The sequence below is a fragment of the Salinibacterium sp. TMP30 genome, from assembly GCF_038397785.1.
Classification (GTDB): domain Bacteria; phylum Actinomycetota; class Actinomycetes; order Actinomycetales; family Microbacteriaceae; genus Rhodoglobus.
Genome location: NZ_CP151642.1, coordinates 36,155 through 48,904 on the forward strand (window position 1 = coordinate 36,155; position 12,750 = coordinate 48,904).

Genomic DNA, 12,750 nt, shown 5'->3' on the forward strand with positions numbered 1-12,750 from the left:
TTCGCAGCAAATGCGTTAGGAGAAGGCCCTAGGCTGTGTGCATGAGTGCCGAATCGTCATTGCCGTCAGGAATAGCCGTCCACGATCTTGATCCGCAGGTTCGCCCTCAAGATGATCTCTTTCGTCATGTGAATGGCGCGTGGATTGATCGCACCGAGATCCCCTCAGACAAGGCGCGCTACGGCTCATTCATGGTGCTTGCTGAGGAGGCCGAAGAGGCCGTGCGCGACATCATCATTGAGTCACAGTCGGCCGAGCCGGGCACCGAAGAACGCAAGGTTGGTGACCTCTATGCGAGCTTCCTTGACGAGGCGCGTGCCGACGAACTGCGCGCAACCCCCATCGCGCCGCAGCTTGCCGACGCAGCAGCGGTCGACTCCATCCCCACTCTCCTCAGCACTCTTGGTCGTCTCGAACGCGGCGGCACGAGCGGGTTCTTCCAGATCTTCGTCGACAATGACCCCGGCAACCCCGAGCGCTACCTTGTCTTCATCGAGCAGGGTGGCCTTGGCCTCCCCGACGAGTCGTACTACCGCGAAGAAAAGTTCGCTGACATCCTTGCCAAATACGAGACCTTTATTGAGCGGATGCTCACCCTCGCCGGCCTTGATGCTCCTGCTGAGCGTGCCGCCCGCATTGTGGCCCTCGAAGTGCAGATCGCCTCGAAGCACTGGGATAACGTCGCCAACCGCGACAGCGAAAAAACGTACAACCCGATGACGTGGCAGGCCGCCAACGATCTCACCGGCGCAATCGACTTAACCGTATGGCTCGACGCGATCGATGTTCCCGAGCATGCCCTCGACGAGGTTGTTGTGCGCCAGCCCAGCTTCGTTGAAGGGCTGGAGTCGGTACTGAACGACGACAACTTGCAGGCCTGGCGTGACTGGTTGGCGTGGCAAGTCATCCGCACTAACGCCGCCTACCTCTCGGGTGATTTCGTTGAAACAAACTTCGACTTCTATGGCCGCACACTCTCGGGAACCCCCGAACTTCGCGCCCGCTGGAAGCGGGGTGTTTCGCTCGTCGAGGGCGTGCTCGGCGAAGCCGTCGGCAAGATCTACGTTCAACGCCACTTTCCACCAACCGCGAAGTCGGCCATGGATGTGCTGGTCGCCAATCTTGTTGAGGCCTACCGCCAGTCGATCACCCACCTCGAATGGATGAGCGCCGCCACCCGTGAGCGAGCCCTCGAGAAGCTCGACAAGTTCACCCCCAAGATCGGGTTCCCCGAAAAGTGGCGTGACTATTCCACTCTGGAGATCAGCGCCGATGACCTTGCCGGCAACGTTCGGGAAGCAAACGAGTTCGAGTTTCAGCGTGAACTCGGAAAAATTGGCAAGCCGCTTGACCGCCACGAATGGTTCATGACCCCACAAACCATCAACGCGTATTACAACCCCGGTTTCAATGAGATCGTGTTCCCCGCCGCCATCCTGCAATACCCCTTCTTTGATGAGGGCCGGGATGATGCCGCTAACTATGCAGCGATCGGTGCGGTCATTGGCCACGAGATCGGTCACGGCTTCGATGATCAGGGTGCCAAGTACGACGGAGACGGTCGGCTCATTGACTGGTGGACTCCCGAAGACAAGGCTGCATTCGAAGAACGCACCACGTCGCTTATCGGCCAGTACAACGCTCTCGCCCCGGCGCAGGTCCCCGAGCATCACGTCAACGGTTCGCTCACCATTGGGGAAAACATCGGCGACCTGGGAGGACTTGCTATCGCGTGGAAGGCGTACATGATCTCCCTCGACGGTGCAGAACCGCAGGTTATTGACAACCTCACCGGAGCACAGCGATTCTTCATGTCGTGGGCTCAAGCCTGGCAGCAGAAGGGTCGCGATGAAGAAGTGATTCGCCTGCTGGCGATCGACCCTCACTCGCCGAATGAGTTCCGGTGCAACCAGATTGTTCGCAACATCGACGCGTTCTATGAGACATTTGGTGTTACTGAATCCGATACGTTGTGGCTATCCCCGAAAGATCGCGTCACTATTTGGTAGAGATCGAGCAGAGCCGAGAACGCCGTCATCGCATTCGCGCGCCCCGAGTAGCGAAGCATGCCGGAACTGGTGATGAACCCAACTTCACCAGTACCTTTGCCGCGCTCGGAAGACTGAAGCTTGGCAACTCCGGCGCACGGGTTTCAGCCAGCGCCGTCGACATCAACACGGGCAAAACCGTTCTCAGCATCGACGACCGGGTTGCGCTGCCGACGGCAAGCATCGGCAAGATCTTGTTGCTCATCGAAGTCTCGGCGCGCTTCGACAATCGTGAGTTTGCGCCCTACGGAATTCTCGACAAAGTTCCTGGATCATCGGTTGGTGCTGCCGGGCTCTGGCAGCACCTCCAAGCACCATCGCTACCCGTCGCCGACCTCGCCGCCCTCGTCGGTGCCACAAGCGACAACCTCGCCACCAACATGCTTCTGCGCCTCATTGGGTTGGATGCTGTGCGAGCCCGCACCGAATCCCTCGGCCTCACCAAAACGGCACTGCTCGACCTCGTGCGAGACAACCGTGGGCCCGACGACGCGCCCCAAGTCTCCGTCGGATCCGCCATCGAACTCAGCTGGCTCTTCGGTGCCCTCGCCCGCGGCGAAATTGTGAACTCCATTGCCAGCCAACGAGTACTTGGCTGGCTCTCCCTCAACACCGACCTGTCACTCGTGGCAAGCGCATTCGGGCTTGATCCCCTCGCTCACCGAGGAGCCGACCACAACACGCTGCTGGTCAACAAGACCGGCATCGATCGGGGCGTGCGAGCGGAAGCCGGTGCCCTGAGAGGCAACAAGCGTGCGGTGGCCTATGCGGCATCCATCCAGTTCGAAGACAGCAGCCTTCAGGCACGGCTCCGCACCATCGAAGCACTGCGCATCTTCGGCTACGACTTGCTGGAATACGTGCACTAACGGCGGTGCGCAGCCCACTCGCGATCGAGAATCGCGTAAATTCCGGTATCTGCCCAAGCACCCTTGAACCACATGTCCTCAACATGATGGGCTTCGTGTCTCATGCCCAGTGCCAGACACAGGCGCACCGAGTCATCATTTCGCGGATCCAAATTGGCAAACACCCGGTGAAGTTCGAGCGTGTCGAACGCAAGATCCAGGAGGGCGGATGTCGCCTCACGAGCAAAACCCTTGCCCTGGAAATTAGGATGCAGCGCCCACCCAATTTCGGCATTCGAATCTTCAGCACTCTCAATCTTGAAATACAGGGTGCCGATCATCACGGCACGACGCTCCGCAGCACTGGTCGACTCAGTCGCAGCGCCCGCGACGGGCAGCCTACCGATGTGCTCTGCCACCGGAGGCACAGCGTCCGCAAGTTCGATCGCTAACTGCACGTAATCACCGGACTCACCGAGCTTCTCGCTGGCTGTCCATTCGGCAACCTTCTCCACGATCATTGCCCGGTCGCGGGGTTCGTACAGCATGTAGGTGGTCAGCGCAGCGTTCGACTGCTGGGCGTGCAGGTCATCGGCATCGTTGTCGCTTGTCGTGATCGGGCGAATCACGAGGCGTTCCGTGTGGATCGGAGTGCTGAACTCAAACGGTTTCATCCTGAACCCTCTTCTTTGTGGGCGATGCTGCGTTGTAGGGGATGCTGCGTTGCGGGGTGTGTTCTGAGGTCGGGGGAACTACGCGATGTGCGGTCGTGCAGCGGCGCTAGTCGCGCCAGACGAACGTACGACAGGGATGTTGTAGAGAGCGCCCAGCGCGGCATCAAACTCAGCCGCCCGGCCTTCAGCCGCAAACTCGCGGGCGCGAACGGAGGGTCCGTGAAGCAGAACACCGCCCAGGTGACGGAGGGCAGAAATGGTTTCTTCGCCGGCACCGCGCGCGGTGGCACGAGCGATCTCGGCCTCCAATAGGGCGAAGTGGTGAGTGCGCAGGGCCACAATGGCGGGCTCAGCCTGACTTTCGGCAGCGAATTCGTGGGCTGCCGTACGAACCAGATCCCGAGCATCCGCATGCGCATTCAACTCTTCGAGGGGAGCGTGGAGGCTGATCGTTTCGAGGTCAAGCAAATCAATACCGTCGATGTGGCCGACGGTGGGGTCCACATTGCGGGGGAGTCCGAGGTCGAGAACGAGACACTTGCTGGTGGCGGAGAAACGCTCGGTGCCGAGCACCGCGCTCACGGTGCACGTGACGATGACGTCGACATCGAAGTCTTCGCTCTGGGTAAGGCTGTGCTTGAGTGCGAACGCGGCATCGCGGCCCGAAGGGGAGAAGACACGCAAATCGAGGGCGCCCATGTCGCGCAGCGCATTGACAGTGGTGACGGCGTAACGGCCGGTGCCCACCACGAGCACACGTGTGGTCGACCAGTCAGCGACACGGCTCGATGCCAGTTCGAGAGCAAGTCGCACGAGAGACTTGCCCGACCCAGCAATGGCGGTGCTGTTCTTGATGCCGCGACTGGTGTGGGTGGCGCGCTGAAAGAGACGCTCAAGGTCACGAGTGGTGGTGCCGTCTAGTCGAGCCTGATCGAGAGCCCGACTGACCTGCCCCGAGATTTCCGCTTCGCCCACAACGACAGACTCAAGACCTGAGGTCACCGCAAAGAGATGAGCTGCAGCATCCGCACCCTCATGGACGGCAATGGATTCTCGCAGGGTGTCGACACTCAGTCCGGTTCTCTCGCTCAGCGATTCGAGCAGCGAGCAAACGGTGACCGCGGATGCGGCGGTGAGTGGTTCTTCAACATCGAGGTACGCCTCGAAGCGGTTGCAGGTGGCAACAACGACAGCTCCGGCAACGAAATCGTTGGTCGAAACGAGCTCGGTAGTGGCGGCTGGGGCGACCTCAGACAGACTTTCGAGTACGTCTAAGCTCGCGTTGTGATGATTCGAGCTAAGACACAGGAGCACAACCTAATGTTAACCCCGTGACTTTGATTTCTGACCACCCTCTTCTCGACGGCCGTACAGCTAACTCGCCTATCATCCGGGCCTATCGGGGGGATCGACCCGAAACCACTCCCGTCTGGTTTATGCGCCAGGCGGGCCGGTCACTGCCGGAGTACCGCAAACTGCGCGAAGGCAACGAAATGCTGGAGGCGTGCCTGACGCCTGACCTCGCCAGCGAGATCACGATGCAGCCCGTTCGCCGTCACAAAGTTGATGCCGCGATATTCTTCAGCGACATTGTGATCCCCGCCAAGCTTGCCGGTGTTGAGGTCGAAATTGTTCCCGGTCGTGGCCCCGTCTTTGCAAACCCGATTCGGACGGCAGCGGATGTCGCGAAACTGCGCCCCATTGATCCGGCCGCGTTTGCTCCGATTCGCGAAGCAGTCGCACAGACCGTTGCTCAGTTGGGCACAACCCCGCTCATCGGTTTTGCCGGAGCTCCCTTCACTCTCGCGTCGTACCTTGTTGAGGGCGGGCCAAGCAAAGACCAGCAGCGTGCGCGCACTCTCATGTACTCCGACCCGCAGACGTGGGCGACCCTGCTGAACTGGTGTGCCGATATTGCGGGCGAATTCTTAATCGCCCAGGTCGAAGCTGGCGCCTCTGCCGTGCAGCTCTTCGACTCGTGGGTCGGTTCGCTCTCCGAGCAGCAGTACGTGCGCCGGGTTGCCCCGCACTCCAAGCGCGCCTTCTCTCACCTGCGCGGCTATGACGTTCCGAAGGTTCACTTCGGTGTCGGCAGCGGCGAAGTACTGCGCGCCATGCACGACGTGGGCGCCGATGTCATGGGCGTCGACTGGCGCATCCCGCTCGATGAGGCTGACCGTCGCCTCGGCGGCGGCGTGCCCCTGCAGGGCAACATCGATCCCGCACTGCTCGGGGCTCCGTGGCACGTGCTTGAAGCGCACGTTCGCGACGTGCTCAACCGCGGACGCGTGGCCCCCGCCCATGTCGTGAATCTCGGACACGGAGTGGGCCCCGACACCGACCCCGACGTGCTCACCAAAATTGTGGAGCTCGTTCACCAGGAAGGTTAGTGCCGTGAGTACGACAGAATTCACCGTCGTTGGCGGCGGCATCGCCGGGCTTGTGACTGCGCGCAGACTGGCGATGGCGGGACGAACTGTGCGCCTCATAGAGGCGAGCGATCATCTCGGCGGCACCGTGGCATCCCACCTCGTCGGTGGCATCAATTTGGATTCTGGAGCCGAAAGTTTCGCCACCCGAGGCAATACTGTTGCTGATCTTGCTCGCGAACTCGGGCTCGGCGACGACATTGTGTCACCCAGCGACGAGGGTGCGTGGTTGCAGCCCGTGGATGGCGCGGCCCTTCCCCTGCCCAGCACCGGAGTGCTGGGCATCCCCTCGACCCCCCTCGACGCCCAGACAATTGCCGTGCTGGGTCTTGGCGGCGCACTTCGGGCACAGCTTGATTCGCTGATTCCGTGGTTTGGGCGCCGAACCGACATTTCGCTGGGTGCTCTTGTGCGACAGCGCATGGGTAAGGCGACGGTGGAGAAGCTGGTCGCCCCGGTTGTGCACGGTGTTTATTCGTTGCACCCGAACGATCTCCCGCTGGAGCGGGTTGCGGGGCTGAAGGACCGTTTGGCGCTGCACGGCTCCCTGGCGATGGCGGTGCGGTCGATGCGCAGCGCGATGCCGGCCGGAACAGCGGTTCAGGGTATCCGGGGCGGAATCAATCGCCTCGTGACCGAACTTGCTGCCGACCTGACGGACTACGGCGTGATCGTCGAATTCGAGCGCCGCATTGACACTGCTGAGGCGCTCGCAGACCTCGACGGTACCGTTATTATTGCGGCCCCGGGCATCCTTGCTCCCGTGCATGGGCGCACCGTGACGCTCGCCACTCTGGTGCTTGATGCCCCTGAGTTGGATGCCGAACCGCGCGGTTCGGGAGTGCTGGTCGCCCCCAACTGCACAGCGGTGTCCGCTCGCGCACTCACGCATTCGACGGCGAAGTGGCAGTGGCTGAAGGAGCATGCGGAGGGGCGGCACGTTGTGCGGCTTTCGTATAACGACGAGCCGGACAACTTGGCTGAGGTTGCGCGTCGGGATGCCGAAGTGTTGCTTGGCGTGTCACTTCCGCCTGAAGCGGTGGTGGATTTTGCTCGCCAGCAGTGGATTCGCCCAGCAGCATTGACAGCATCCGAACGAACGGATGGTGTGGTTGTTGTTGGCGAAACTGTCGGCGGAACCGGGCTGGCCGGCATTGTGGCGCACGCTTATGCCACGGTTGATCGACTGCTGGCGCCGGCTGATGAAGATCGGGCTGATGACGATCCTGCTAATGATGATCCGGCTGATGACAACGCTGACGCAGCGGAGACCCGCAAAGCCAAGAAGCTAAAGTAGTTAGGTTCACCTAACTCACAGGTATTCTCCCAGCTTGCCCAGAAGGCACGGGAGAGAATGGAAGACATGACTGACGTCGACACGACCACCGAAGTTTTGGGTTACACACTGTGGGCGGTATTCCGTCACGACCCGCATCGCCCGGCCCCTACCGGTGATCTCGCGCCTGCGGTTGCCGCGGTTGAAGCCCGCGGCGTGACCGTTCGTGGTTTCTACGATGTTTCGGCGATGCGCGCCGATGCCGACCTCATGATTTGGTTGCACGGCGACAAGCCCGAAGACATCCAGTGGGCGTTGCGCGAACTGCGTCGCAGCGAGCAGCTCTCGACCCTGCTTCCTACCTGGAACGCCATGGGGGTGCACCGCGACGCGGAGTTCTCGAAGAGCCACATGCCCGCGTTCATGCTCGGCAAAGAGCCCGAAGCGTGGCTCACGGTTTATCCGTTTGTGCGCAGCTATGAGTGGTACCTGCTCCCGGATGCCGAGCGAAGCAAGATGTTGCGCGACCACGGCATCAAGGGTTCTGAGCTTCCTCAGGTTCTCGCGAACACTGTTGCCAGCTTCGCCCTCGGAGATTACGAGTGGATGCTCGCGCTCGAAGCTCCCGAACTTGTTGACCTTGTCGACCTCATGCGTCATTTGCGTCAGACCGAGGCTCGACTTCATGTGCGTGAAGAGATCCCCTTCTACACGGGGCGACGCATTTCCCTTGCGGAGATCGCCGAGGTGTTGGCATGACCCGCATTCTTGGAGCAACGGATGCCGCAGCATCCGGTGCAGAACACGTCGAAGAGGCCGTAGCCTACGACGCTATTCTGCTCGCCAGTTTTGGTGGGCCTGAGGGTCAAGACGATGTCATCCCGTTCCTGCGTAATGTCACGCGTGGACGCGGCATCCCCGAAGAACGACTCGAAGAGGTTGCACACCACTACCGTGCCTTCGGTGGTGTGAGCCCCATCAACGATCAGAACCGCGAACTGAAGGCTGCCCTCGAAGCCGAGCTTGCCCGCCGAGGAATCGACCTGCCCGTCATTTGGGGAAACCGCAACTGGAACCCCTACCTACGTGACGCTCTCACCGAGGCAAACGAGCGCGGCTACAAGAAGCTCATCGCCGTCGGCACGAGTGCGTATAGCTCGTACTCGAGCTGCCGACAGTACCGCGAAGACTATGCGATCGCGCTCGAAGAGACGGGGCTCTTGGGCACAATCCAGATCGATAAGATTCGCCAGTTCTTTGACCACCCCGGCTTTGTGCAGCCCTTCATCGACGGCGTGCGTGACGGACTCGCACAGGTTGCCGCAAAGGGCATCGCGCCCGAGAAGACGCACGTGCTGTTCACGACCCACTCGATCCCGTCGACGGATGCCGCCAAGAGTGGCCCAGACTTCCGTGGCTTTGGAGAGGGTGGTGCCTACGCGGCGCAGCACCTTGCAGTAGCCGAAGTCGTTATGGCGGCTCAAACGATCAACCCCGAGCACGCCGATCAGCCTGAGAAGTCCGAGCAGACGGAACAGCCGGAACAGCCGGAACAGCCGGAGCAGACGGAACGCACGGTGCAGCCCGCGCACAGCCTCGTTTATCAGTCGCGCAGTGGCCCGCCCTCGATGCCGTGGCTTGAACCCGATATCAACGACGCGATTGATGCGCTCGCCGAGGCCGGCATTGAAGCGGTGGTGATCGTGCCGCTCGGATTCATCTCTGACCACATGGAAGTGAAGTGGGATCTCGACACCGAGGCGCTCGAAACCGCGGGAGGACACAACATGGTTGCTGTTCGCGTTCCGACTCCTGGAGTGCATCCGGCGTTCGTCACCGGTCTTGTTGACCTGGTGTTGGAGCGTCGAGACGGAGTGCCGGTGGCAGACCGCCCCGCACTGACACAACTTGGCCCCTGGTATGACGTGTGTCGTCCCGGGTGCTGTGAGAATGTGCGGCTCGGTTTCAAGCCGGCAGCCGCGGGGGTAGCACCGTGACAGTAGTTCGGATCGGAACGCGGGGGAGCACCCTCGCGATGGCGCAGACCACTACGGTGGCGCGCGCCCTCGAAAACAAGACCGGTGTTGAGACCGAAATCATCCCGATCTCCACTCAGGGTGATCGCTCAACCGAATCGCTTTCGCAGATTGGTGGTCAGGGTGTCTTCGCGAACGCGCTTCGCGATTCTCTGCTGGCCGGTGAGTGCGACGTTGTGGTGCACTCCCTCAAAGACCTGCCTACGGCCGACATCCCCGGCCTCACGATTGCTGCTGTGCCGAAGCGTGCCGATGAGCGCGACGTGGTGTGTGCGCGCGACGAACTCACCCTCGAAACGCTTCCCGCTGGCTCGCGTGTGGGCACTGGTTCGCCTCGTCGTCAAGCACAGCTGCGTTCGCGCTACCCCGACCTTGAGGTTGTCGATCTGCGCGGCAACATCGATTCGCGCCTCGACAAAGTCACCGACGGACACCTCGATGCCGTCATCCTGGCCGCCGCGGGTCTTGCCCGTGCCGCCCGTGCCGCCGCGATCACCGAATACCTCGGCATTGCTGGCTGGCCCACGGCACCCGGTCAGGGTGCCCTCGCGATTGAGGTGCGCACGGGCGAAGAGAAGCTCGCCGCAGTGCTCGACCACAAGCCGAGCCGCACCAAGACTGATGCGGAACGTTACGTTCTCGCCTTTCTGGACGCCGGATGCTCAGCTCCCCTCGGAGCCCACGCGGTCATCGATGACGGTCTCCTGTTCTTAGATGCGCGGGTCTACGCCCTCGACGGCTCCCGGTACCTCACCAGCTCCCACGCGCTGTACGTCAACGATGTTGATGACCCGGCGCGTGAGGCAGCACAGCGGGTCGCCGACGAACTGCTGGCACAGGGCGCAGGGGCTTTGACGGGGGCTCGAGCGTGATCATCCGCCCCCGCCGTTTGCGGTCGACCCCGGCAATGCGTCGCCTTGTCGCCGAAAACCGCACCCACCCCAGCCAACTTATTTTGCCGATGTTTGTGCGCGAAGGGTTGAGCGAACCGGTACCGATTAGCTCGATGCCGGGCGTTCAGCAGCACTCGCTCGATTCGATGAGGCGGGCTATCGTGCGGGCCGCCGAGTTGGGGGTCGGTGGGGTGATGCTGTTTGGTGTTCCTGAGAACAAGGATGCCGAAGGTTCCGGCGCGATTGACCCCAACGGAATTCTGAATGTCGCCACCCGCGCGGCTGTCGCTGAGGCCGGAGATGCCCTCGTGGTGCAGACCGATCTTTGCCTCGACGAATTCACCGATCATGGTCACTGCGGAGTGCTGCGCGAGCGCACCCACCCCGTGACGGGCGCGACCGAGCTGATCGTCGACAACGACGCGTCGCTTGAGCGCTACCGGGAAATGGGTGTCGCTCAGGCCGAAGCTGGCTCCCAGTTGCTGGGTCTCAGCGGGATGATGGATGGGCAAGTCGCCGCCGTGCGTGATGCCCTCGACAGCGCCGGCCACACCGACACCCCCTTACTCGGTTACGCCGCGAAGTATGCCTCCGCGTTCTATGGACCCTTCCGCGAAGCAGTGCAGTCCTCGCTTGAGGGCGACCGTCGCGCTTACCAACAGAATCCCGCCAACCGGCGTGAAGGCATCCGCGAAGTCGAACTCGACATCGACGAGGGCGCCGATATCGTGATGGTCAAACCCGCCATGAGCTTCCTCGATGTGCTCGCCGACGCTGCCGCAGTGAGCAGCGTGCCGGTGTGGGCTTACCAAGTCTCCGGCGAATACGCGATGATCGAAGCCGCCGCAGCGCACGGCTGGATTGACCGCCGCCGGGCCATCGAAGAATCGGTGCTCAGCATCCAGAGGGCAGGCGCCGAAGCGGTGCTCACCTACTACGCAACAGAACTCGCAGAATGGCTACACCGATGAGCAACACCTCCAGCACACCCGCCGACTCCGGCACTGCGACGCCAGCCGCTGCGCCAGCCGCTGCGCCAGCCGCTGCGCCAGCGGCCGCCACCAACCAGCAGTCGTTCGATCGCGCTCGCGGAGTGCTGCCCGGCGGAGTCAATTCACCCGTGCGTGCGTTCGGCTCCGTCGGCGGAACACCCCGCTTTTTCGTCAAGGCCTCTGGTTCGTATGTCACGGATGTCGAGGGCCGCTCGTACATTGACCTCGTCAACTCCTGGGGCCCCGCCATTCTGGGCCACGCTCACCCTGAAGTGATTGACGCTGTTCAGCAGGCGGCGGCGCGCGGGCTCGGCTTTGGAGCATCCACTCCCGCCGAAACCGAACTCGCCGAACTTGTGCGTGCGCGCATCAGCGTCGGCGGCGTCAGCCCCATCGAACGTTTGCGTCTCGTCTCGACCGGCACCGAAGCAACCATGACGGCCATCCGTTTAGCCCGCGGAGCTACCGGCCGCCGACTGCTCGTGAAGTTCGCCGGCCACTACCACGGTCACTCCGACGGGCTACTCGCCGAAGCGGGTTCGGGCCTCGCAACACTCTCGATGCCCGGCTCGGCTGGCGTCACCGCCGAGACCGCAGCCCAAACTCTCGTTATCGAATACAACAACGTTGCCGCCCTTGAACAGGTCTTCGCCGAACACGGTCACGACATCGCTGGCATCATCTTCGAGGCTGCCGCCGCCAACATGGGCGTCCTGGCTCCCCAGCCCGGCTTCAACGAAACCATTGTGCGCATTGCCCACGAGCACGGTGCCCTCGCCATCAGCGACGAAGTTCTCACCGGCTTCCGGGTTGACCCCGCCGGCTACTGGGGCTTGGATGCTCGCGCCAACGCAGGCGGCCCACGCTGGGTTCCCGACCTCTTCACCTTTGGCAAAGTCATCGGTGGCGGATTGCCATTGGCCGCATTGGGCGGTTCGGCTCGCATCATGGAGTTATTGGCTCCGCTCGGCCCGGTTTACCAAGCGGGCACCCTGAGTGGAAACCCCGTCGCCGTCGCCGCGGGCCTTGCTACGCTGCGGCTCGCCGACGACGCCGTGTACTCCCGGCTCAACCAGGTTGCCGAAACTCTTTCCGCAGAAACGTCTGCTGCACTCAGCGCTGAAGGCGTTGAGCATGTTGTGCAGCACGCGGGCAACCTGTTCTCGTTCGTATTCAGCGCGACCGAACCGCTCAACTTCGCCGATGTGAAGGCGCAGCAGGGCTATCGCTATGCACCGTTCTTCCACTCAATGCTCGACTCTGGGGTGTCTCTGCCTCCGAGTGTGTTCGAGGCATGGTTTGTCTCGGCAGCTCACGACGATGGCGTGGTCTCGAAGGTTGTGGAAGCACTGCCTGCGGCGGCAAAGGCTGCTGCTGCGGCATCCGCCCCTCATTAGTCGAACGGACAGCACGGCAACTGGGCACTCTGAGTGAGTTCTGACTGCAGCCCTATGCCAAACTGAGAATATGCCGCACAATGGCTACTTGCGGTAGCAGTGAAACCTGAGCGCGGGCTGCAGCGATCGCGAGTATGTTGGAAGAAACATCCGGCAA

11 protein-coding genes are annotated in these 12,750 nt (G+C 62.0%); 9 read left to right on the plus strand and 2 right to left on the minus strand.

The annotated features are described in order from the left end of the window. The first annotated feature begins 41 nt into the window (after window positions 1–41). Window positions 42–2,009 carry a M13-type metalloendopeptidase gene (locus tag AADH44_RS00200; protein WP_341953345.1) on the plus strand — a complete coding sequence of 656 codons (1,968 nt, stop codon included), beginning with the start codon at window positions 42–44 and terminating at the stop codon, window positions 2,007–2,009. Then, window positions 1,973–2,917 carry a serine hydrolase gene (locus AADH44_RS00205; RefSeq protein WP_341953346.1) on the plus strand — a complete coding sequence of 315 codons (945 nt, stop codon included), beginning with the start codon at window positions 1,973–1,975 and terminating at the stop codon, window positions 2,915–2,917. The genes AADH44_RS00200 and AADH44_RS00205 overlap by 37 nt, the downstream gene beginning before the upstream one ends. On the opposite strand, the gene AADH44_RS00210 is transcribed toward AADH44_RS00205, so the two are convergent. After that, window positions 2,914–3,570, minus strand: a complete 657-nt coding sequence (locus AADH44_RS00210; protein WP_341953348.1) for a GNAT family protein — start codon at window positions 3,568–3,570, stop codon at window positions 2,914–2,916. The two genes, AADH44_RS00205 and AADH44_RS00210, sit on opposite strands and share 4 nt — an antisense overlap. Window positions 3,571–3,648: 78 nt before the next feature. Continuing rightward, window positions 3,649–4,884, minus strand: a complete 1,236-nt coding sequence (locus AADH44_RS00215; protein ID WP_341953350.1) for a glutamyl-tRNA reductase — start codon at window positions 4,882–4,884, stop codon at window positions 3,649–3,651. A gap of 17 nt (window positions 4,885–4,901) precedes the next feature. Here AADH44_RS00215 and hemE point away from each other — a divergent pair, with 17 nt between their 5' ends. The 7 genes from hemE to AADH44_RS00250 all read left to right on the plus strand — a co-directional run bounded on the left by hemE (window position 4,902) and on the right by AADH44_RS00250 (window position 12,593). After that, window positions 4,902–5,960 (plus strand): uroporphyrinogen decarboxylase, encoded by a 1,059-nt coding sequence (gene hemE, locus AADH44_RS00220; protein ID WP_341953351.1) that lies wholly within the window; start codon window positions 4,902–4,904, stop codon window positions 5,958–5,960. Window positions 5,961–5,964: 4 nt separating this feature from the next. Beyond that, the gene (locus tag AADH44_RS00225; RefSeq protein ID WP_341953353.1) at window positions 5,965–7,296 is read left to right on the plus strand and encodes an FAD-dependent oxidoreductase; all 1,332 of its coding nucleotides are present in this window, start codon (window positions 5,965–5,967) and stop codon (window positions 7,294–7,296) included. A 66-nt stretch (window positions 7,297–7,362) separates the two neighbouring features. Then, complete coding sequence (gene hemQ, locus AADH44_RS00230) at window positions 7,363–8,034, plus strand: hydrogen peroxide-dependent heme synthase (RefSeq protein ID WP_341953354.1); 672 nt, start codon at window positions 7,363–7,365, stop codon at window positions 8,032–8,034. Beyond that, window positions 8,031–9,272 carry a ferrochelatase gene (locus tag AADH44_RS00235; RefSeq protein WP_341953356.1) on the plus strand — a complete coding sequence of 414 codons (1,242 nt, stop codon included), beginning with the start codon at window positions 8,031–8,033 and terminating at the stop codon, window positions 9,270–9,272. Before hemQ ends, AADH44_RS00235 begins: the two co-directional genes overlap by 4 nt. Next, window positions 9,269–10,183, plus strand: a complete 915-nt coding sequence (hemC, locus tag AADH44_RS00240) for a hydroxymethylbilane synthase (protein ID WP_341953357.1) — start codon at window positions 9,269–9,271, stop codon at window positions 10,181–10,183. Before AADH44_RS00235 ends, hemC begins: the two co-directional genes overlap by 4 nt. Next, complete coding sequence (gene hemB / locus AADH44_RS00245; protein ID WP_341953358.1) at window positions 10,180–11,175, plus strand: porphobilinogen synthase; 996 nt, start codon at window positions 10,180–10,182, stop codon at window positions 11,173–11,175. The genes hemC and hemB overlap by 4 nt, the downstream gene beginning before the upstream one ends. Next, a complete protein-coding gene (locus tag AADH44_RS00250; protein WP_341953360.1) occupies window positions 11,172–12,593 on the plus strand; it encodes a glutamate-1-semialdehyde 2,1-aminomutase in 1,422 nt (473 codons plus the stop codon). Before hemB ends, AADH44_RS00250 begins: the two co-directional genes overlap by 4 nt. Window positions 12,594–12,750 lie beyond the last annotated feature (157 nt).